Genomic DNA, 23,272 nt, shown 5'->3' on the forward strand with positions numbered 1-23,272 from the left:
TATATATTTACTCGCTTTAATTGCACAAATCATAATTTACAGAGGAAATGATGGTATGGAAGAAAGAGGCACTCCTCACGTTTGCAATCGTCAGAACACTATCAGATAACAATACCTAAAAGCCATTAATCTTCTCTATCAGGCTGGCAAAAATTGCCCGTCCAACAGGGGTCAGCTCATCAGGAAAATCATAATCAGGATTATGCAGTTGCGGCCTCTCCCGACCTGAGCCTAATACAAACATAGCGCCCTGTTTCGCAACTTGAGTAAACTGACCGAAATCTTCCGACCATCGCATTGGCTCATCAAGCAAAGTATAAGCCGTCCCAGTATCGTGGCAAGCCTGCACGACGAGCTCACAACCCTGCTGCGAGTTCACGCTGGCCTGAAATACATCTTGCCATTCCAGTGACCAACTTAATCCATGTCTGTCTGCATTTTGCTCGGCCAATGCGCTTGCTGCTTCGACTAAGGCTTGCATCGTCTGGTTACTTTCACTACGCAGTGTAGCCATCACGACCGCTTCCCCAGGTGCAGTGCCAAACGCGACTTCCCCTAATTTTGCATGAATCACAGTTACCCAGCAGCGCTCGTTAAGAGATTCGGGCAGAGTATTCAGTTGCGAGATAATATTACACATCGCCAGAGCCGGACTGACGCCATTTTCCGGGTGTGCAGCGTGTGAAGTTTTGCCCTGCAAACGAATGATCATTCCCCTCGATGCGCAGTTAAACGGGCCGGATTTTACGGCGACGTGTCCCAAAGGCAGACCGGGGTAGTTGTGCAGAGCAAACGCATAATCGGGCATCATATTGGTAAATTTCGGATCATTAACCATGTTGATCGCCCCCTCACCCGTTTCTTCCGCAGGTTGAAAAGCAAGAATCACCCTCCCACTGGCAGGACGGTTTTGACTGAGCATTTCCCCCAGCGAGGATACAATCGCCATATGCCCATCGTGTCCACATTTATGAGAAACGCCGTGATGAACAGAGCGATGATCGAAAGTATTCGTTTCATCAATCGGTAGCGCATCCAGTTCGCACCGAATCAGTGTCGTCGGTCCCGGTTTATTGCCTTGGTAAATAAACGCCAAACCACTTCCACCAAGGCCAGTGACGACTTTATCCGGTACAAAATGGTGGAATTGTTCCATAATGCGCTGCGAGGTTTCGGTTTCCTGATTGGATAACTCCGGAAATTGATGCAGAGTGTGGCGAAACTGGGTCCAGCAAATACCAGCCATAAAACAATGTCCTCCGTGACCATGGCATAAGATTGAGTAAAACCTGAGAGTAGCGTAACTCAACCTACTATATCATTCCGCACATTTCACCTATCGTCACGTTTAACGTTAAGTATTCCTATGCCATGGGTCGGAATAACGGTAATGCTCAGTTCCCAATTATCGTCATCTCACTGCTTTGAAACTTTGTATTTATGCTGCGAAAACACAATTTATAGTAATCAAAGTCATTTGTGGCTACCATTAAGTCAAATGTACCTACCGCGTTTTAACTCTATGGACACAATAGTAATCACCCAACTCCAACAAGACTTGTTATTCAAAGTTATCGCGAAACTGAAAGCTGACAATGCGCTTGCTGGTTGTAGTTTGAATGAATCATCGTTAGCGCAACAGTTCGACGTATCCAGAACACCAATCCGAGCAGTGCTAAAATATATGTCTGCTCAAGGCATCACCAAAGCGGTACCTAACAAAGGCTTCGTATTGCTCATCAATGCTGTACAAATTGAGCAGAAAGAGCAAAGCGTCAGTCAACAGTCTCGTGAAGAGAAACTCTACCTTCGGATACTTATGGATCTGTTTTTTGGTGAGCTGGATTGCCCTATTTCCGAAAAAGATCTTCAAGTGCGTTATGATGCTAACCGCGGTGAGATCCAAAATGTCCTGCGGTTGCTGGAAAGTGACGCCATTTTTCACCGCAGTCCGGGCTACAAGTGGCAACTTGACGGTGTGCTAAATACACTTGATAGACACACAGAAAGTTACCGGTGTCGTCTTATTTTCGAACCTGCAGGTCTGCTCGAACCAAGCTGGAATCTGGAGCGCGACAAACTGGAATCCTTACGTGAACGCCATCTGAAAGCCATTTCTGAACCACAATCGATATCGGCAAGCCAGCTATTTAACCTGAGCGCCGAGTTTCATGAAGTGCTCGCGGCTTGCTCAGGAAATCGTTTTTTGTTGGGTATCATGCAGCAACACAATCGTCTGCGTAAAGCCACCGATCTGGTATCCATGCATATTCAATCCTCAGTGACTACATCTTGCCAACGTCGCGTCGAGATCATTGAACTATTGTTAAAGGAAAATAACGCTCAAGCGGCAACAAAGCTTGCTCAGTTGCTGGAAAACTACATTCGCGTTATGAAACGAACCTATAAAGATGTAATGAATGTACCTCGTGCGCAGAGAGAGAGCCTATTAAACAACATTGCTCGCAAATTCAATTAGCCTTGACTCTGAGTTCAACACTTGGTCCCCTCTCGCTCCAACCTTCCATTTTTCCACTAGCTAAACATGCGGTTGAGCCTGACTAACTGTGTACAGGCTCTTTCACCTATCCCATATTTTCGCTTGTTCATTCTTATTTTGACCAACGCTAGCGTAAACAAAAGTTTCACTTCCTTATTGTATTTTTGCATCAAAAATACAATAATAATGATTCTTATTTAGAATGAAGAGCAATCGCAATGAGATTATTCGGTTTGATGGCATCCACTGAACCTGTCATCTCATAACGACTTTGTCCGCTTTGACACAATCTAAGTTACTTTGCCTTTAATTAACCGTTTAAAGACAAGAGCTTATTTCATTAAAAATCAAAGGTCAGAACGCCTATCAAAGGATTTAAGAATCCTTTTTGTTGATTAACATAGAGAAGAAAATGAACATTAAAAAAGGAAGTTTAAATATTTCCACTGTTGCTCTTGCCGTTGCCGCAGCAAGTACAGTGTTTGTAGCTCAAGCAGAAGAATACATCGCTGATGAAAAAGTAGTGGTTGTTTCAAGCCGCACTCCGAAAGCGATCAGTGATATTCCAGGCACGGTTTGGTACATCGACTCAGAACAAATCGAACAAGATTACCGCGGTGGAAAATCGCTTGGTGAGATCCTGGCGTCGAGCATTCCATCGTTAGATGTAAGTAGCGGTGCAAGAACCAATTACGGCCAAAACCTGCGTGGACGTAAGATGCTCGTCATGATTGACGGTGTCTCTTTGCAGTCATCCCGACAAATCAGTCGCTATTTAGATTCCATTGATCCATTTAATATTGATCGCATTGAAGTGCTTTCGGGGGCAACCTCTTTGTATGGTGCTGGCGCTTCAGGTGGCGTGATTAACATCATAACGAAAAAAGCCCAGAGCGACGATATTGAGTTTGAATCCTTTGTTGGTGGATCTTCAGGCTTTAACTCCGGCGAAGATTTTGATTATAAGATAGGTCAAGCCATCTCTGGCGGCAGCGAAAAAGTTCAAGCCCGCGCTGCTGTTATCTACAGCGAAACACAAGGCTACTTCGACGCCAGCGGGGACATCGTGACGCCGGACATTTCGCAGGGTTCGTTACAGTTTAATAAAACCATTGATTTTCTCACTACAGCTGGCGTTAATATTTCTGAGACAAAAAAACTGAATCTATTGGCACAATACTATGACAGCCAACAAGACTCTCCGTACGGTCTATATATTGTTGGCCGCGATTTTGTCGATGTACGAGATGGTTTTGATTCCGACCGAGAGCATGGAACTGAGCGTATGATGTTCAGCGCCTCTTTCGTCGACGAACAGTTCCTGGGTCATCAGTTGATTGCAGAAGCTTCCTACCGTAAAGAAGACCAAACTTATACGCCTTATTATCAATCTTCTGGTCAACAAATCACCGATGTCATTTCGTTAAAAGCAGCGCTAGCGAAAAGCTTTGACCGATTAAACATTGTTTATGGCATCGACGCATATCAGGATAAGCTCGAAAGTAATCAAGCGCTGTACGATCCAACCATTGCTAACAATTCAGGCAACCTGATTAACAAAATCTACGCCAAAGTTGGCCGATATCCAGGTATCGAAGTCAGCTCTATTGCAGGCTTTGTACAAACCGACTATGCAATCACGGATGACTGGATCGTTGAAGGTGGCATTCGTTACCAATACATCTCAAACGAGATTGACGATTTTGTCGGTTACAGCCAACAGAAGAAAATAGCAGCAGGCAATGGCACGTCTGCCGATGCTGTGCCAGGAGGCGAAACCGACTACAATGTTAGCCTGTTTAACGTTGGTACTGTTTACCATCTCAATAACGACTCTCAAATTTGGGCTAACTTCTCTCAAGGCTTCGACCTGGCAGACCCAGCTAAATATTATGGACAAGGAGACTACACCCTTGTTGGCGATCACTGGCAGCTTAACGATAGTATCAACGTGAATAAATCTAAGATGTCAGGCATTAAAACCAACAGCTTTGAACTTGGTTACCGCCTGGATACTGGTGTTCTGAATGTACAAACCGCCGCTTATTACTCTCAGTCTGATAAGTCAGTGACATATAACAAGACAACCATGCTCATCGATGAAATTGACGACAAGAAGCGTGTCTACGGTCTGGAAGCAATGGCGTCTTACTGGATGAATGACAATATTCAGCTCGGTGCATCGGGCCATTACGTTGTTTCTGAAGTAAAAGGCGACGACGGTTGGCAAGACTTTACCGCAGGCGAAGCAAGTACCTCTAAAGCGAACGCTTGGGCGGGTTGGGTTGACTCGGATATGTCAGTAAAAGTCCAAAGCCAAACCATGTTTGACTACAAAGACGACGATCAAAACCAACTAAATGGCTACACCGTGTTTGATCTCGTCGGCAATTATCAACTTCCTGTTGGCAACCTCGGCTTTGGTATTCAAAACCTGTTCGATAAAGATTACACCACAATCTGGGGGCAGCGAGCTCAAATTGTGTATTCGTCTCATTACGAATCAGCAGCCTACGATTACAAAGGCCGTGGAAGAACGTTTGTTCTGAATTATCAAGTGAAGTACTAATCCGTACAACTTGAAAAAGCGTTCAAATAGAACAACGAAAAAGCCTCACAAAGATGTGAGGCTAAATTGTATCTGGTTGCAAGTGAGTCCTATTCGGCGTCCAGTACTCTGCTTTTCAAACGCTTGCCTTGAGTCAATTTTCTTACCAGAAGCGTGAATAACAGCATCAACATTGGGTATTGCAGCGTGATAAATACCAGCGACCAAAAGCTGCTATACGATACGCTCGTTGCTGAATACAGGTACAACTGCTGTGCCAATATCAAAGCCAAAATAACAAAAACGGTCTGTCTGGCACTTAACTGCACTTGGGATTTATCAAACGTCAAAACGATCACGGAGGCCGCCATCAGAATAGCTAGCCAGTTGCCAAATACTGGTAACGGCCAAATGACACAAATCACCGCAGTAAATGCGGTCATCGCCAACCACACACCTTTCGAGGTAAGCAACTTATCAACGTGTATCTCCGGGTTTACTTCCAAACGCAAAATATGCCAAGCAACCAAAATACCCAATAACGCCCCCAGCAACATATCCAATATAAAAGCCGTACCAAGGAAGAATTTAGCCAGCACAACCAACAACGTCATGCCAATAATCAGCCCCGTTGAGCCATTAACGCCAAAGTTACCTGTTTTGTGGAATAGAAAAGTCAGCACACAACACCACACGGCAATTGGCAAGCTTGGAAAACTAAAGCCGAAGCTATGTGAAAGCTCGACCATTGGCATATAAACATGTGGTCTTGGTAATGAAAACCCCTGTTGCGCGACAAGGCTCATCACTGAAGTTACTGAAATTGCGAAAAATAGGCGAAAAACAAACCGGCTTCCAAATCGCATCATCACGAAGGGAATCAGAAACAGTAAAATGGTTGGTTTTGTGAGCTCTAGAACTAAATCAGCAACCTGATAAGCCGTCTGAAAACTGGTTGCTGACAATGAGCCGACCCAGTTTTGTAACCCCATCATCCAATCCAGTTCGATCTGACGAAACGACGGAGCAGACTTGATCAGATGTCGAATATAATGGACTGGTTGATGCGTCGCATCACTGAAATAGCCGACCACCGTTTGCCACTGCGCGGGATAACGATACGCAGAAGCGGAGAGTTGTTCAGGTGCCAACAACATTGCTGATGCGATTTCGACACCATAATGTGGCGCAAACCAAATTGGTAGCTCATCTCCCCCCATTGAATTATTCATTGAGTAAGAAATGATCTCCGAATCTGATACACAGTTAAAGAAAACGGCCGTCTCAGTGCGGCCTAGCTCTTTGCCCACCGTTACGACTAGCCCGGTTTCTTCCCAAGTCTCCCTTTGAGCAGCAGCTTTTGGAGACTCACCTGGAACTATCGTCCCACCGGGTAATGAAATTCGGTTGGTTAGAATCTCGTGGACCAGGACCAATTTGTCATCTGCACGGACAATACATAGCGCACCTTTTACTTGCTCTGTAGACGACGTCGCAACAGTAGCAGGTGAAATCCCCAACAACACGGAGTAAAGAGTGAGGAAAAATAGTGGTCTCAACACAAAATATAACCTTTAATAATAACCGACGAGTGAAAAGCAGCAATACTGATAGATTTTGAAGAAAACTAAGTGATGCCTAATGCATATGATACATAAGGATAAGGGAGTTAGAGATAAAAACTTAGTACAACCCTGACAATCCCCGGACATAATGCACAATAGTGATTGCGATTTTGACAGTTATATAAGGTTAGTGTCAGGAAAATTCACCATCCTTGTTTAAATTCTCAGTTCTGATACTGAAAATTAGAGACTTTTGTTAGCAAAAAATAGTCAACAGAAATAATTCAATAGCTAATTGTTAAATCCACTATGCAATTGACCGCATTAATTTTGTGGAAAGACATTTTTGCTGTGAGCAGAAAACATCTTACGTATTAGGTTTTGATAGTGGCTTTCTTAGACAATGAATGTGGTGACCAAAGCCCTGCTTCTCGTAAAGCGCCAACGCTTGTTGATTGAAGCTCCACACCTCAACAAACATCTGCTTCGCACCATAATTGATGAAAGTGGATTCAATTTTATCAAGTAATGCTTTCGCGATCCCTTGCTTCCTGAATTCAGGCAGCACGTACAACTCATCAACACTGCCCATCATGACGGGCTTACTGACAACAGAGGTGAGTTCACAAAAGTGTCCGGAAACAAACCCTATGATCTCATCCCCTATTGATGCGATATAAACCAGACACTCTGGGTTATCAATATAACGCCCAATGCTTTTCTCTTGTTCGATTTCTTCCGCCGTTTTAAACAGTTCCGGTGACTGAACATGATGCTCATCATGCAAGTCGAACATAAGTTCATTAAGAATATGGATATCGTCAAAACACGCAGATTTGATTACAAATGCACTCATAAAAAAGCTTACCAAAAATTGAACCTTTGTAGTTTGTGACCAAAGTGAAAGGATGGCAAGTAGGTAGGATCAATAAAATAACCATTCGATTATTCTTGCTGCAAATAGAGTGAAACTGACCAGCTCATTAGCAGAAAAAAGCCCCTGCGGGTATTGCAGGGGCAAAACATTAAACAAGAAACAGATTAAATTCTATCGACGAAGTACACGCTCGATTTCACTTAAGCTCGTTGGGTCATCGATAGTCGATGGCACCGTGTATTTCTCACCATCAGCAATTTGGCGAATGGTTCGACGCAGGATTTTACCGGAACGAGTTTTCGGTAAGCGATCAACGACCAGGGCATGCTTAAAGCAGGCAACTGCACCGATCTCACTACGTACTTTTCCAACCAACTCACCTTCCAGATCCAACTCGTCCACTTTGACACCGTCTTTCAGTACCACAAAGCCAAGTGGAAGCTGCCCTTTCAGATCATCGTGGATACCAACTACTGCACATTCTGCAATGGCTGGATGACCACCAACGATCTCTTCCATCTCACCAGTAGACAAGCGGTGACCAGCGACGTTAATCACATCGTCAATACGTCCCATGATGAATAGGTAGCCGTCTTCGTCGAGATAACCACCGTCACCCGACACATAGTAGCCTGGGAACTGGCTCAGATAACCTGTCTCAAAACGATCATGGTTACGCCATACGGTCGGTAAGCAGCTTGGCGGTAACGGACGTTTTAGCGCAACGAAACCTTGCTGATTGGCTTTCACTGGCTCACCAAGTTCATCAAGAATTTCAACTTGATAACCCGGAATTGGCTTGGTCGAAGACCCCGCTTTTACAGGCAACATTTCAATGCCCGTTGGGTTACCCGCAATAGCCCAACCCGTTTCTGTTTGCCACCAATGGTCGATAACCGGTTTATCGGCTTTGCTCTGTACCCATTCCAGTGTTGGCGGATCCAGACGCTCACCAGCCATAAAGATGGTTTTTAAGTTAGACAGATCGTAATGTTTTAAAAACTCACCTTCCGGGTCTTCTTTCTTAATCGCGCGGAATGCGGTAGGTGCAGAAAACAACGCATCAACCTTGTACTCATCACAAACTCGCCAGAATGCACCCGGATTAGGCGTTCTAACCGGCTTGCCTTCAAACAGTATCGTTGTACAGCCATGGATGAGTGGCGCGTAAACAATGTAAGAGTGCCCTACTACCCAGCCAACATCAGATGCAGCCCAGAACACGCCGCCCTGTGGAATATTGTAAATTGTACTCATTGAGTACTTCAGCGCTACAGCGTGGCCACCGTTATCACGCACCACGCCTTTCGGTTTACCGGTCGTACCTGATGTATAAAGGATGTAAAGCGGATCTGTCGCCAACACAGGGACACAAGCGTGTGGCAATGCCTGGCTGTATTCTTGCTGCCAATCCAGATCTCGTTCCTGATTTAGCTCGGCTTCGCATTCTGGACGCTGGAAAACAAAGACTTTCTCAGGCTTCCAGCGGCTATCCATGATGGCTTTGTCCACCATTGGTTTGTACGGAATGATTTTGTTTATCTCGATACCGCACGACGCCGTCATGATGACTTTCGGCTCCGCATCTTCGATACGCACCGCCAGCTCATTTGGCGCAAAACCACCAAACACTACTGAGTGAATCGCGCCTAAACGTGCACACGCAAGCATTGCCATAGCAGCTTCTGGGATCATCGGCATGTAAATAACGACTCGGTCGCCTTTTTCGACACCTTGAGCAGACAACATTCCAGCAATTTTCGCTACTTGATCGCGCAGCTCATTGTAGCTGTAAGTCTTTTTATTTCCCGTTACTGGCGAGTCATAAATAATAGCAGCGTTTTCACCTCGACCCTGTTCGCAATGGTAATCCAATGCCAGCCAAGATGTGTTCATCACGCCATCCGGGAACCAACGCTCGATGCCATTTTCATCGGGCTTCAAGATGGTGTTTGGAGACTCAAACCAGTCGATATTCTCCGCTTGAGCGCGCCAAAAACTCTCCGGTTCGTTTTTCGCCCATAAGTATTCTTTTTCGTATGAAGACATATTGCTTCCTCCAGTATGTCCTGATATTGCTCTCGTTCTATTCAAAGACCATTCTTTTCATTCAAAGACATTGAAGGGTACACGCACAAATCCCTCCATCAGTATTCTCGCACTTCGGCTCATGATGGCTTTTTGTACCACCCAGCCCTGTTCAGTTTGCTTCGCTTGTGCCCCAACTTTTAACGTTCCTGACGGGTGGCCAAACGTCACCGACTCTTTTTCACCGCCACCAGCAGCCAGGTTAACTAATGTACCAGGCACACAAGCTGCGGACGCGATAGCAACGGCTGCAGTTCCCATCATTGCGTGGTGTAGTTTGCCCATCGATAAGGCGCGAACCAACACGTCGATATCCGTATCAGTTACCGCTTTTCCACTTGAAGAAAGGTAGCTTTTCGGTTTGGATACAAAAGCGATTTTCGGTGTGTGCTGACGCGTCTTAGCTTCTTCCAGATCAGAAATCAGACCCATTTTTAACGCGCCATGCGCACGGATAGATTCAAACATTGCCAGCGCAGCATCATCGTTGTTGATATCATCTTGTAGCTCAGTGCCCTGATAGCCAATCGACTCTGCATCAATGAAAATGGTTGGAATGCCCGCGTTGATAAAGGTCGCGTTGAAGGTACCCACATCAGGCACCACCAAATCATCGACTAAGTTTCCGGTTGGGAACATACTGCCTTCACCGTCTGCCGGGTCAACGAAGTCCACTTGAATCTCAGCCGCAGGGAACGTCACACCATCGAGCTCAAACTCTCCGGTTTCTTGCACAAAACCATTCACAATAGGTATGTGAATCAAGATGGTTTTGCTGATGTTTACCTGCCAAACTCGTACAGTCACGATGCCATTTTCTGGAATGCGCTCTTGTGGAATCAAGCCAGCATGAATCGCAAACGGCCCTACTGCGGCAGACAAGTTGCCACAGTTACCGCTCCAGTCTACGAATGGTTTGTCGATCGACACCTGGCCAAACAAGTAGTCAACATCGTGATCGTCTCGGCTACTGCGCGAAACAATCACCGTTTTACTGGTGCTTGATGTCGCGCCGCCCATGCCATCGATTTGCTTTGCATAAGGATCTGGGCTGCCGATAACACGTAACAGCAATTTGTCACGTGCTTCGCCTGCCACTTGTGCTTGTTGAGGCAAATCGTCGAGGTTGAAAAAGACCCCTTTACTCGTGCCTCCACGTATATACGTCGCAGGCACTTTGATTTGGCTCATTTGATTCGGAGTATTGTTTTCCATAACCACTCCTTATTGCGCCAAGAAATCTTGCGCGAAACGCTGCAGTACGCCACCCGCGTTGTACACGTGAACTTCATCAGCGGTGTCTAGACGACAGGTAACAGGAACGTCGACTTTCTCGCCGTTGCTGCGTGTGATAACCAAGGCTAAATCCGCTCCTGGTTTAATCTCACCCACTACGTCGTAAACCTCAGTACCATCCAGTTCTAGCGTATTACGGTTAACACCCGGCTTGAATTGCAGCGGCAGTACGCCCATACCAACCAAGTTAGTACGGTGGATACGCTCAAAGCCTTCAGCAACGATTGCTTCTACCCCTGCCAATCGAACGCCTTTTGCAGCCCAGTCACGAGATGAACCCTGACCGTAGTCTGCGCCAGCTACAACGATAAGTGGTTGCTTACGATTCATGTAAGTTTCAATTGCTTCCCACATGCGAACCACCTGACCTTCTGGCTCGATTCGAGCTAGAGAACCCTGTACGACTTCGCCGTTTTCTTTCACCATTTCGTTAAACAGTTTCGGGTTAGCAAAAGTCGCACGTTGCGCCGTTAAGTGGTCGCCACGGTGGGTCGCGTAAGAGTTGAAGTCCTCTTCCGGAACCCCCATTTTTGCTAGGTATTCGCCTGCCGCACTGCTCGCCATGATCGCGTTCGAAGGTGATAGGTGGTCAGTGGTGATGTTGTCACCCAGAACTGCTAAAGGACGCATTCCAGAAAGCGTTCTTTCACCTGCTAACGCACCTTCCCAGTATGGTGGGCGGCGGATGTAGGTACTCATCGGACGCCAATCGTATAGCGGGTTAGAGTTTTGCGCTGCATCGTCCAGTTTGAACATCTGGATGTAAACTTGATTAAACTGCTCTGGTTTAACGTGTTGACCAACAACCGCATCGATCTCTTCGTCGCTTGGCCACAAATCATTTAAGTAAATTGGTTTGCCATTTTGGTCGGTGCCAAGTGAATCACGCTCGATATCAAAACGAATCGTACCGGCTAACGCATAAGCCACAACCAGTGGTGGTGAAGCTAAGAAAGCTTGCTTCGCGTAAGGGTGGATCCGGCCATCAAAGTTACGGTTACCCGAAAGTACCGCTGTCGCGTACAAATCGCGATCGATGATCTCTTGCTGAATTTTTGGATCCAACGCGCCGCTCATACCGTTACAGGTGGTACATGCGTAACCAACAATACCAAAGCCAAGCTTCTCTAATTCTGGTAGTAAGCCTGCTTCTTCCAGGTAAAGACGCGCAACCTTAGAACCCGGAGCAAAAGACGATTTCACCCAAGGCTTACGCACAAGGCCAAGTTCGTTGGCTTTCTTCGCCACAAGGCCCGCAGCAACCACGTTTCGTGGGTTACTGGTGTTAGTACACGATGTGATCGCAGCGATGATCACCGCGCCATCAGGCAATTCGCCTTCTTTCTCTTCCCATTCACCAGAAATACCACGTTGTGCCAGCTCAGAAGTAGGCAAACGGCGGTGAGGGTTTGAAGGGCCAGCCATGTTACGGCTTACTGATGACAAATCAAACTCAAGTACACGCTCATAAACCGCAGTATCAAGATCGTCTGCCCAAAGGCCAGTTTGTTTTGCGTATTTCTCTACCAGGTCAACTTGCTGTTCATCACGGCCAGTCAGTTTCAAGTAGTTGATGGTCTGTTCGTCAATGTAGAACATACCTGCGGTCGCACCGTATTCTGGTGTCATGTTGGAGATGGTCGCGCGGTCACCGATAGTCAGGTCTCGTGCACCTTCGCCAAAGAATTCTAAGTAAGAAGAAACAACACGCTCATTACGCAGGAACTCAGTGATCGCAAGAACGATATCCGTTGCGGTAATGCCCGGTTGACGTTTACCCGTCAGTTTTACACCGACAATATCCGGCAGGCGCATCATCGATGGTCGGCCAAGCATTACAGTTTCTGCTTCCAGACCACCCACACCAATCGCGATAACACCTAGCGCATCAACGTGAGGTGTGTGACTGTCAGTACCTACACAAGTGTCCGGGTAAGCAATGCCCTGCTTCGCCTGCACCACTGGAGACATTTTTTCCAGATTGATTTGGTGCATGATGCCGTTGCCCGCAGGAATCACACTGACGTTTTCAAATGCGGTTTTACACCACTCGATAAAGTGGAATCGGTCTTCATTTCGGCGCTCTTCAATCGCACGGTTTTTATCAAATGCATCAGGCTCAAACCCTGCGTGTTCTACCGCAAGTGAGTGGTCAACAATAAGCTGTGTTTCAACCACTGGGTTTACTTTCGCAGGGTCACCGCCCTGATCCGCAATCGCATCGCGAAGACCAGCCAAGTCAACCAAAGCCGTCTGGCCTAAGATGTCGTGACATACGACACGTGCAGGATACCAGGGAAAATCCAGATCTCGCTTACGCTCAATAAGCTGTTTTAGGCTGTCGGTTAAAACGTTTGGATCGCAGCGTCGTACAAGCTGCTCGGCAAGAACGCGTGAGGTGTAAGGGAGCGTTTCATAGGCTCCAGGAGTAATAGTATTTACGGCTTCGCGGGCATCAAAGTAATCAAGTTGAGTCCCCGGAAGCGACTTACGATATTGGGTATTAATAGTTGTGCTCATGGTTTGCTTCCATTCAATCTGTACATCTTGGCCTTCTCCCCATCACTCTAGAAACATTACCCTAGAAAAGTTGTTTGGAGACTTGATTGGAGAACCTTTTTTGAGATGTAGTCGTTCTAGTAACCTTAGTGATGAGAAATACTCCTTCCCCCATGTGGAGAGAATCGCATAGAGAAAGGAGTAACGCGCTAGCGTTTTTCGATAGGTACCCATTCCTGATGGTCTGGACCTGTGTAATCTGCACTTGGGCGAATAATGCGGTTATTCGCGCGTTGCTCGTACACATGTGCAGCCCAACCGGTTAAACGGCTCATCACGAATATCGGTGTGAACAGTTTGGTCGGAATGTCCATAAAGTGGTACGCCGATGCATGGAAGAAGTCCGCATTACAGAACAGACCTTTTTCACGCTTCATCACCGACTCAACACGCTCAGATACCGCATATAGGTGTGTGTCACCTACTTGCTTAGAAAGCTCTTCTGACCAGCGCTTGATCAGCGCGTTGCGAGGGTCGCTTTCGCGATAGATCGCATGACCAAAGCCCATGATCTTGTCTTTGTTAGCAAGCATTTGCATGATGTTCGCTTCTGCTTCATCTGGCGTCTGCCAATCTTCAATCATTTCCATCGCCGCTTCGTTTGCGCCGCCGTGAAGTGGACCACGAAGCGTACCGATTGCCGCAGTAATACAAGAGTGGACGTCTGACAATGTTGATGCACAAACGCGCGCTGCAAATGTTGACGCATTAAACTCATGCTCTGCGTAAAGGATCAATGAGCAGTGCATCACTTGTTTGTGCAGTTCGGTTGGCTCTTTACCAGTGAGTAGCTTCAGGAAGTAACCACCGATGCTGTCTTCAGTCTGATCTTCAGTGTCGATACGCACACCGTCATGACTAAAGCGGTACCAGTAACAGATCATTGCAGGGAATAGCGCGAGCATACGCTCCGTTGATTGCAGCTGCTCATCAAAGCTCATTTCCTGCTCTAAGTTACCCAACATTGAACAACCTGTACGCATTACGTCCATTGGGTGCGCAGTCGCAGGAATCAGTTCAAGAGCTTGTTTTAGCTCAGTTGGCAAACCACGAAGACTTAACAGGTGCGTCTTGTAAGCATCGAGTTCTTGTTGATTTGGTAAGTGACCACGTAACAGCAGGTGCGCCACTTCTTCAAATTGAGCATTATTGGCAAGGTCAGTAATATCGTAACCGCGATAAGTAAGACCTGTTCCCGTTTTACCGACAGTACATAAAGCTGTGCTTCCAGCGCTTTGACCACGTAGGCCTGCGCCACCTAACTCTGCTTTCTTTGCTTCAGTTTGAGGCATTGTTTGAACTCCTTTTCTGTCTGGCTTTGCTCTCTTTGGAGCGTTTTTATTCACCAGACAATTTTCACGTTATTGGATTTGATAAATTCCGATTATCTTTTCTTGGGCTTCCGTTTATTCTCTACTTCCCCGCTATTTTCCTTCTGAGAATAGCTGGTCAAGTTTGTCTTCGTAGTCGTGGTAATTCAGGTGCTGATACAACTCTTTACGTGTCTGCATCGAATCAACCAGCGCTTCCTGATTGCCTACTTCTAGCAGATGCTTGTAAACCGTTTCTGCGGCTTTGTTCATCGCACGGAACGCACTGAGTGGGTAAAGCACCATGTCCACTTTCGCTTTCGCCAACTCATCACAGCCGTAAAGTGGCGTTGCACCGAACTCGGTAATGTTCGCCAGAATCGGAACATGTTTGCCCGTTGCTTGTTCAAGCGCATTTGAGAACTGTAGGTATTGATCCAGTTTGTTCATCGCTTCTGGGAAAATCATGTCCGCGCCCGCTTCCACACAAGCAATCGCACGTTCAATCGCGCTGTCCATGCCTTCAACTGCAAGTGCGTCAGTACGAGCCATAATCACGAAACTTTCGTCATTACGCGCATCCACCGCCGCTTTAACACGGTCAACCATTTCTTGCTGGCTAACAATCGCTTTGTTTGGACGGTGACCACAACGTTTCTGCGCTACCTGATCTTCCATGTGTACCGCAGCTGCGCCCGCTTTTTCCATTTGTTTGATCGTGCGAGCGATATTGAATGCACCGCCAAAACCCGTGTCGATATCCACCAACAATGGCAAATCACATGCGTTTGTAATGCGGTTAACGTCCACCAACACGTCATTGAGTGTGGTGATGCCCAGATCTGGCAAACCGTATGAAGCATTTGCAATACCGCCACCAGACAAGTAAATCGCTTGATGCCCCAGGTTTTTCGCCATCATGGCGCAGTAAGGGTTAACGGTACCGACAATTTGTAGCGGATTGTTTTGTTCAATGGCGAGTCTGAACTTCGCCCCCGGTGTTAAGCTCATGACGAATTCCTTCTAGTCTTTATCTAAACTTTCAGTTTCTGTATGAATAATCTGCGATTGGATGAGTTTTCGACTCCCAGAGATGTGTCGTCTCATTAACATTTCTGCAAGTTCTTCATCGCGATTACGAATGGCTTCCAAAATATATTTGTGTTCGTTGAGTGCTTCGTTTGGACGAGATTGCGAACGTGGTGACTGATAACGATACATGCGCAGTAAGTGGTACAACTCATCACACAACAAAGTAATCAACTTGCTATTTCGGCTTGCCTGAATAATGCGATAGTGGAAATCAAAGTCACCATGTTGGTGGAAATAGGAAGAGCCTTCTACCTGGTCAATATGCTTCGAATGTGTCGACAATAGCATTTCTAAGCTCAATAGCTCTTCTTGGGTAATATGGCGAGCCGCAAGCCTTGCTGCCATCCCTTCTAGCGCTTCTCGTACCGAGTAAAGCTCAATCAGCTTTTCTGGTGAAAAGGTTGTGACTCTCGCTCCAACATGCGGGATACGTTCAATCAGACCCAAACCTTCCAAACGCATCAGCGCTTCACGTAAAGGCCCTCGGCTGACTTGATATTTCCTTGCAAGCTCTGGCTCTGAGATTTTACTCCCCGGCGCAACATCACCGTTTACGATAACTTCTATCAAAGACTCCGTCAGTGTTTCAGACTTGGTGTGTTCTTTCTCAGAAGCTATCACTTTATAACGAGCTTTTAACTCAGAGTTCATATTCAGGCACTCACATCAATGACACCGAAATGTCTACAATTCCTTAACCTAAATATAAAATAAACGATCAAAGTGTCGACAATCAAGTAAATTGTCGACAATTTAGACTAAGGTCTTATTAAAAGATCATGTATAAAGCCAATAAATGGCAGTTATCAGCCATATTCCTCATAAAAAACTCACAGCTGTCGACAACTTAAAAATACATAACTAATTGATTAGTTTATTTTAAAATTAAAATTTGCAGTAAAATTTAGCTCTAAAACTGATGCTCCCGTTACCAATCAGTCAAAGACTTCGTGTTCGGCGGTTGTCTTCGAGCTTGGTTTGTACCCGTAATAATTTGATTTTCCATCGCTAAACACCGCTAAGGTCATTTTTAGTTCTTTGAGTTCCGCACTACATCCCTCTCCGTGAACTTTATGAACAAAATCCCCGTTATGCTCAATATTCTCTTTATCTACCTTTTGCAGACAAGCATTTAACACTTAATTAACCTTTCAACAAAGTTCAGATTCAAAGCTGAAACGACAATAAGACTCATCAAAAAATAGAGTCACTCACATAAGGAACGTGAACATGTTAAAGGTAATCAAACCAACGCTCGCCGCATCTATCATCGCTGCTTCATTTTCATTTAACACTTTCGCAGCTGATGTAGAAAAAATGCATTTCCTCATTCCTGGTGGCGCCGGTGGCGGCTGGGATATGACCGCACGCGGTACGGGTGATGTACTCGTGAAATCAGACATCGTTGAAACTGTATCATTCCAAAACTTATCTGGTGGCGGCGGCGGTAAAGCCATTGCTCACTTAATTGAAACGGCGGATCGTCAAGAAGACACACTCATGGTGAACTCAACACCAATCGTCGTGCGTTCTCTTAGCGGTATTTTCCCGCAATCCTTCCGTGACCTAACCCCGGTTGCTGCTACTGTTGCAGACTACGGCGCCATTGTTGCGTCTGCAGACTCGCCATTTAACTCGTGGGAAGACGTAGTCAAAGCGTTTGAAGAGAATCCACGTGAAGTGAAAATTGCTGGCGGTTCAGCCCGCGGTTCTATGGATCACCTTGTCATTGCAGCCGCATTCAAAGGCGAAGGTTATGACGCACGTAAAGTCCGTTATATTGGCTACGACGCGGGTGGTAAAGCGATGGCTGCGCTACTTTCTGGCGAAACTCAACTCCTTTCCACTGGTTTAGGTGAAGTGCTTGAAATGTCTAAATCTGGACAAGTTAAAGTACTGGCCATTACTGCTCCGAAGCGATTAGAGGCAGCGCCGAACATTCCAACGCTAACTGAATATGGTAATGAAACGGTATTTGCCAACTGGCGTGGTTTCTTCGCAGCGCCAGGCGTTAGCCAAGAGAAAATCGACGAGTGGAATTCTGCATTGACGAAAATGTACAACACCGACGAATGGCAAGTTGTTCGCGACCGCAATGGTTGGATCGACAACTATAAAGCCGACAAAGAGTTCTTCGCGTTCCTTGAAGAGCAGGAGCAGCAAATGGGCGATTTGATGCGCGAATTAGGTTTTCTGAAATAACCAGGTTACCTGAAACAAACAGTAAACGGGGCTAATTCTCCAATACCAAGACGGAGAAATCTGACTTGGTATTAGCCCCAACTCTGTATTTGCACTCTAAGTTTCACCGTATATGGGCATTGTCGACATTCGGCATACCTACTCCTTTGTTTATAGATTGATAAGCGGCTCGACTAGCAGCGAAATGCTTAATTGTTAATGACTTACCTTGCACATTAACGCCCATATACGGTCTTTTTTACCTTCGTTAGGAGTTGAATATGTCTCATTCAACCAACTTTTTTACCAAAGAAAACTTGCTCTGCCGCGATCGCGTCGGTGCGATGATCTTTTTACTTTTCTGTCTGGGCTACGGATTCCAAACTTCTCAAATCGCATTGTTCCCCGGTGATGAATATGAACCGTTCACTGCACGCACATTGCCGACAATTCTAACTTACCTTGGTATTGGTTTAGCGCTTCTACTGATGGTAACCGGCCAGCCAGATAAAAAGAGTGGCGCCGTGTTGACATTCAACTGGAAGCTGCTGATTGCGTTCTTAGTGTTAATGGCGCTGTACGGTCTGGGGCTCACTTATCTGGGCTTTGTGCTGGCGACCAGTTTCTTCCTTCTAGCAGGTTTTTACCTATTAGGTGAAAGACGTAAGTCCATACTATTTGGCGCTTCTTTCCCTTTTGTTATCGCCTTCTATTTATTGCTGACTCAAGGTTTAGATATCTATCTTGAGCCGGGTTTAATTTTCATCATCTGGTAGCCAAACAAAGGAAAGAATTATGTTAGATGGAATTCTACAAGGTTTATCCACGGCGGTGATGCCAATGAACATCATGATGGTGATTGTTGGCTGTTTTGTCGGTACATTTATCGGAATGCTGCCAGGTCTTGGGCCTATTTCAGCTATCGCGTTGATGATCCCAATCACTTACGGTCTCGAACCTTCTTCTGGTTTGATTTTGATGGCTGGCGTTTACTACGGCGCGGTATTTGGTGGTTCTACGTCTTCAATTCTGATTAACGCACCAGGCTGTTCTTCAACGGTGGTAACGGCTTTTGACGGTTACCCAATGGCGCAAAAAGGTCAGGCGGGTAAAGCGTTAGCACTTGCTGCCTACTCTTCTTTCACTGGCGGCACGTTATCGGCGATCATGTTGTTAGTCGCGGCTCCTGCATTAGCAAAAGTATCGCTAAGTTTTCAATCCTCAGACTACTTCGCGTTGATGCTGCTTGGCTTGTCTGCAGTAGCGGCATTCGCTGGTAAAGGTCAGGTAATTAAAGCGTGGATGATGACCATTTTGGGCTTGATGCTGTCTACGGTTGGTATCGATAAAGGCGTGGGTGTAGAGCGCTTTACCTTCGGACTAACAGACTTGATGGATGGCTTTAGCTTCTTGTTACTTGCCATGGCGACCTTTGCACTAGGCGAAACGCTAATGGGCATTCTTAAGCCTTCTGCAGACACTCGTGATGAAGAGCAAGACAAACTGAGCAATATCGGCTCGATGAAAGTCACCAAAGAAGAGATTAAAGAAGTTGCCCCAGTTTCTATTCGTTCTTCGATTCTGGGCTTCTTTACCGGCGTACTTCCGGGCGCAGGCGCAACGATTGCCGCGTTCCTGAGCTACGGTTTGGAACGTAACCTGGCGCCAAAAGACAAAAAGGAAGAGTTTGGTAAAGGCAGCATCCGTGGTCTGGTAGCACCAGAATCGGCGAACAACGCCGCATCAAGTGGCTCATTTGTACCCTTGTTGACACTTGGTATTCCAGGTTCAGGTACCACAGCCATCATGTTAGGTGCATTAATCGCGTACGGTATTCAGCCAGGTCCACGTCTGTTTGTTGAGCACCCAGATGTATTCTGGTCAGTCATTATCTCTATGTACTTTGGTAACATCGTACTGGTTATTCTTAACTTACCGCTTATTCCGTACATCTCAAAGCTGCTGGCGGTACCGAGAACGGTACTACTTCCGATGATTTTGTTCTTCTCAATCACGGGCGTGTATTTGGTCTCATTTAACACCATGGATGTGTTTGTGATGCTGCTTGTGGCGATGGCTGCTATCGCGCTCCGATTAGCGAACTTCCCTCTTGCTCCGTTACTACTTGGCTTCATCCTTGGTGGTTTAATGGAAGAGAACTTACGCCGAGCATTGATGATTTCTGATGGTGAGTTGAGCTTCTTATGGGAACGCCCTATTACACTAACCTTTACAGTATTAGCTGTACTGGTAGTAGGCAGCCCAATGTTTGTGAAACTGTTTCAAAAGCTACGAGCTCAACCAGTCAAAGTTGAACAATAAATAAGCCATCCCCCCATGATTGACTTCTAAAAAAGCCACCAGCTCGGTGGCTTTTTTTAAAAGGTATAGATTATTTGATCAACCCGACCTCTTTATAGTACTTCAATGCGCCCGGGTGAAGTGGCGCAGACAAGCCATCTTTTACCATTTCTTCTTTCTTCAGGTTAGCGAATGCCGGATGCAGACGACGGAAGTCATCAAAGTTCTCAAATACCGCTTTAACCACGTTGTAAACTACCTCTTCTGGTACCGACGTCGAAGAGACAAAAGTTGCACCGACACCAAATGTTTTCACATCTTCATCCGATCCGCGATACATACCGCCTGGTACGGTAGCGACACGATAGAAACTATGGTCAGCGATCAACTTGTCTACGTGAGAACCTTCAATCGCAACGATGTTACTGTCACAAGAGGTGGTTGCCTCTTTAATCGCACCACTTGGGTGGCCAACGGTATAAACCATTGCATCGATTTTATTATCACAGAGTGCTTTAGACTGCTCAGAGGCTTTCAGCTCAGAAACCAGTTTGAAGTCATCATTCGTCCAGCCGTATTCGTTCATCAGCACTTCCATCGTACCGCGCTGGCCTGAACCAGGGTTACCAATATTCACGCGTTTACCTTTTAAGTCATCAAACGATTTAATATTGGCGTCTTGACGTGCAACGACGGTAAATGGTTCAGGGTGAACAGAGAATACGGCTCTAAGCTCTTTGAACGGACCTGCATCAGCAAATTGACTGGTACCGTTATAGGCGTGATATTGCCAGTCTGACTGAGCGATACCTAAATCTAATTCACCGGAGCGGATCGTATTAATGTTGTAAATCGAACCACCGGTACTTTCAACAGAACAACGAATACCATGGTCCGCACGTGACTTGTTCACAAGACGACAGATTGCACCACCCGTTGGATAGTAAACCCCGGTTACCCCACCCGTACCAATCGTTACGAAGGTGTCTTCAGCAGCGACAGAGAAGCTCGCACTCAGTGCCGCAAGAGATGCGGTTATTGCAACTTGCTTAAACTTTAACATTGAACATCCTTTTTCCTTTTGTTTGTGACGGTTCAAGTATAGCAAGCGTTAATCGATTGATTATGCATGAGTTCACAGCATATAAAATTCGTTTACATGTTTGTATACAACAAATTTATTAATTGATAACAAAAGCCCCAAATATACGGGGCTTGAGTTAATACTGCTTTTTCTTAGTTACTACAGCGCTCTCTGATTAGAAGAAGCGAATTAGAAGAATCCTAGCGGATCAACGCTGTAACTGATCAGAAGGTTCTTAGTATTTTGGTAATGACCCAACATCATCTTGTGCGTTTCACGTCCAATACCAGATTTCTTGTAACCACCGAACGCTGCGTGAGCTGGGTAAGCATGGTAACAGTTGATCCAAACTCGGCCCGCTTCAATGTTACGCCCCATACGGTAAGCCAGGTTTTGATCGCGTGTCCAAACACCAGCACCTAAGCCGTACTCAGTGTCGTTAGCAATCGCTAGTGCTTCTGCTTCGTCTTTAAAGGTCGTAATTGCGATAACAGGTCCAAAAATTTCTTCCTGGAAAACACGCATCTTATTATGACCTTCCAACAGCGTTGGCTGAATGTAGTAACCTTGCTCAAGGTCACCTTCTTGTTTGGCAATGTCACCACCAAAGACAACTTTAGCGCCCTCTTCGCGACCGATTTCCAGGTAGCTTAGAATCTTATCGAATTGCTCTTGCGAAGCTTGTGCACCAACCTGAGTTTCGGTATCTAACGGGTTGCCTTGCTTAATTGACTGCGCACGTTCAGCCACTTTAGCAACAAACTTGTCATAAATTGACTCATGAACCAACACACGAGATGGACAGGTACAAACTTCACCTTGGTTGAAGAAGCCCAACAGCGTACCTTCAATACACTTGTCGACAAACTCATCCTCGTGATCAAACACATCTGCGAAGTAGATATTTGGCGATTTACCACCCAGCTCAACGGTTGAAGGAATTAGGTTGTCAGCTGCACATTTTAGAATGTGGTTACCCACTTGCGTTGAACCTGTAAATGCCAGCTTCGCAATACGGTTGCTGGTTGCCAGTGCCTGACCCGCCTCTGAGCCATAACCATTTACCACGTTCACAACACCTGGTGGTAGTAAATCGGCGATTTTTTCCATCAGAACCAAAATCGACGTCGGCGTTTGCTCTGCAGGTTTGAGTACCACACAACACCCTGCTGCTAACGCTGGCGCGAGTTTCCATGCCGCCATCAAGATAGGGAAGTTCCAAGGAATGATCTGACCTACCACACCAATTGGTTCTGGAAAGTGGTACGCTGCCGTTGTCTCATCAATTTCAGCGGCACTGCCTTCCTGTGCTCGAATACAACCTGCAAAGTAGCGGAAATGGTCGACAACAAGTGGAATGTCTGCTGCCAGTGTTTCACGGATCGGTTTACCGTTTTCCCATGTCTCCACCAACGCCAGCTCTTCAACGTGCTGTTCAAGGCGATCTGCAATTCTTAAAAGAAGATTAGAACGCTCTGCAGCGCTGGTTTTCGCCCACTTTTCTCTGATGTTGTGTGCTGCATCCAATGCTAAATTGATATCAGCTTCACCAGAACGAGCAACTTTACAATACGGCTTTCCGTTAATTGGCGAAATATTGTCGAAGTACTCTCCACCTGTCGGTTTCACCCACTCTCCGCCGATAAAGTTGTCGTAATGTGATTTGAAGTTCACGATGGCATTTTCACTACCTGGTTGTGCGTAAATCATAACTCTTCCTTTTGTTTCTCGTTCAGTTAGTGTTTGAAACACTTTGTTTTTTGACAGTGTCATAGGTCACTGTTAACGAAGAGTAATACGCAAGTCACAGGCCAAGTAAGACAGACTTGTTGTTAATTAAATGCAACACTATGATTACCAAGCGATAACAA

General features: G+C 46.0%; 16 protein-coding genes. 5 read left to right on the forward strand and 11 right to left on the reverse strand.

Going from position 1 to position 23,272, the window contains the following annotated elements:
• Nucleotides 1-115: 115 nt before the first annotated feature.
• Nucleotides 116-1,246, reverse strand: coding sequence for an amidohydrolase (locus OO774_RS08785; protein WP_264901632.1), 1,131 nt, complete (start codon nt 1,244-1,246; stop codon nt 116-118).
• A 276-nt stretch (nt 1,247-1,522) separates the two neighbouring features.
• On the opposite strand from OO774_RS08785, the gene OO774_RS08790 reads away from it, so the two are divergent.
• Together OO774_RS08790 and OO774_RS08795 are read left to right on the forward strand one after the other, a co-directional pair.
• Nucleotides 1,523-2,479, forward strand: coding sequence for a GntR family transcriptional regulator (locus OO774_RS08790; protein WP_264901634.1), 957 nt, complete (start codon nt 1,523-1,525; stop codon nt 2,477-2,479).
• A 433-nt stretch (nt 2,480-2,912) separates the two neighbouring features.
• Nucleotides 2,913-5,069 (forward strand): TonB-dependent receptor, encoded by a 2,157-nt coding sequence (locus OO774_RS08795; RefSeq protein WP_264901636.1) that lies wholly within the window; start codon nt 2,913-2,915, stop codon nt 5,067-5,069.
• An 89-nt stretch (nt 5,070-5,158) separates the two neighbouring features.
• Here OO774_RS08795 and OO774_RS08800 read toward each other — a convergent pair whose 3' ends face one another.
• The 8 genes from OO774_RS08800 to OO774_RS08835 form a co-directional block, all read right to left on the reverse strand.
• Entirely contained in the window at nt 5,159-6,610 is a 1,452-nt protein-coding gene (locus OO774_RS08800) for a bifunctional NUDIX hydrolase/phosphatase PAP2 family protein (RefSeq protein ID WP_264901637.1), read from the reverse strand.
• Between the two features lie 370 nt (nt 6,611-6,980).
• Complete coding sequence (locus OO774_RS08805) at nt 6,981-7,469, reverse strand: GNAT family N-acetyltransferase (protein ID WP_264901638.1); 489 nt, start codon at nt 7,467-7,469, stop codon at nt 6,981-6,983.
• A 192-nt stretch (nt 7,470-7,661) separates the two neighbouring features.
• On the reverse strand, nt 7,662-9,539 hold the full coding sequence (locus tag OO774_RS08810) for a propionyl-CoA synthetase (RefSeq protein WP_264901639.1): 1,878 nt from the start codon (nt 9,537-9,539) through the stop codon (nt 7,662-7,664).
• 57 nt (nt 9,540-9,596) lie between these two features.
• Nucleotides 9,597-10,793, reverse strand: a complete 1,197-nt coding sequence (gene prpF, locus OO774_RS08815) for a 2-methylaconitate cis-trans isomerase PrpF (protein WP_264901640.1) — start codon at nt 10,791-10,793, stop codon at nt 9,597-9,599.
• Between the two features lie 9 nt (nt 10,794-10,802).
• Nucleotides 10,803-13,394 (reverse strand): Fe/S-dependent 2-methylisocitrate dehydratase AcnD, encoded by a 2,592-nt coding sequence (gene acnD / locus OO774_RS08820; RefSeq protein WP_264901641.1) that lies wholly within the window; start codon nt 13,392-13,394, stop codon nt 10,803-10,805.
• Between the two features lie 188 nt (nt 13,395-13,582).
• Nucleotides 13,583-14,725: a 2-methylcitrate synthase gene (prpC, locus tag OO774_RS08825; protein WP_264901643.1), complete on the reverse strand. Its 1,143-nt coding sequence runs from the start codon at nt 14,723-14,725 to the stop codon at nt 13,583-13,585.
• A 132-nt stretch (nt 14,726-14,857) separates the two neighbouring features.
• On the reverse strand, nt 14,858-15,754 hold the full coding sequence (gene prpB, locus OO774_RS08830) for a methylisocitrate lyase (RefSeq protein ID WP_237316967.1): 897 nt from the start codon (nt 15,752-15,754) through the stop codon (nt 14,858-14,860).
• A 12-nt stretch (nt 15,755-15,766) separates the two neighbouring features.
• Nucleotides 15,767-16,486: a GntR family transcriptional regulator gene (locus tag OO774_RS08835; protein WP_014231938.1), complete on the reverse strand. Its 720-nt coding sequence runs from the start codon at nt 16,484-16,486 to the stop codon at nt 15,767-15,769.
• A 579-nt stretch (nt 16,487-17,065) separates the two neighbouring features.
• Between OO774_RS08835 and OO774_RS08840 the strand changes: the two genes are divergently transcribed.
• From OO774_RS08840 to OO774_RS08850, 3 genes are all read left to right on the forward strand, one after another.
• Complete coding sequence (locus OO774_RS08840; RefSeq protein WP_264901646.1) at nt 17,066-18,037, forward strand: tripartite tricarboxylate transporter substrate binding protein; 972 nt, start codon at nt 17,066-17,068, stop codon at nt 18,035-18,037.
• 260 nt (nt 18,038-18,297) lie between these two features.
• A complete protein-coding gene (locus tag OO774_RS08845) occupies nt 18,298-18,792 on the forward strand; it encodes a tripartite tricarboxylate transporter TctB family protein (RefSeq protein ID WP_264901648.1) in 495 nt (164 codons plus the stop codon).
• Nucleotides 18,793-18,811: 19 nt separating this feature from the next.
• A complete protein-coding gene (locus OO774_RS08850; RefSeq protein WP_264901650.1) occupies nt 18,812-20,338 on the forward strand; it encodes a tripartite tricarboxylate transporter permease in 1,527 nt (508 codons plus the stop codon).
• Nucleotides 20,339-20,408: 70 nt separating this feature from the next.
• Here the strand turns inward: OO774_RS08850 and OO774_RS08855 are convergent, their stop codons facing one another.
• Complete coding sequence (locus OO774_RS08855) at nt 20,409-21,380, reverse strand: TAXI family TRAP transporter solute-binding subunit (RefSeq protein ID WP_264901652.1); 972 nt, start codon at nt 21,378-21,380, stop codon at nt 20,409-20,411.
• 210 nt (nt 21,381-21,590) lie between these two features.
• The gene (locus tag OO774_RS08860; RefSeq protein ID WP_264901654.1) at nt 21,591-23,111 is read right to left on the reverse strand and encodes an aldehyde dehydrogenase family protein; all 1,521 of its coding nucleotides are present in this window, start codon (nt 23,109-23,111) and stop codon (nt 21,591-21,593) included.
• Nucleotides 23,112-23,272: the final 161 nt, after the last annotated feature.

It is taken from the genome of Vibrio sp. STUT-A11 (genome assembly GCF_026000435.1).
In the GTDB taxonomy this organism is placed as follows: Bacteria; Pseudomonadota; Gammaproteobacteria; order Enterobacterales; family Vibrionaceae; genus Vibrio.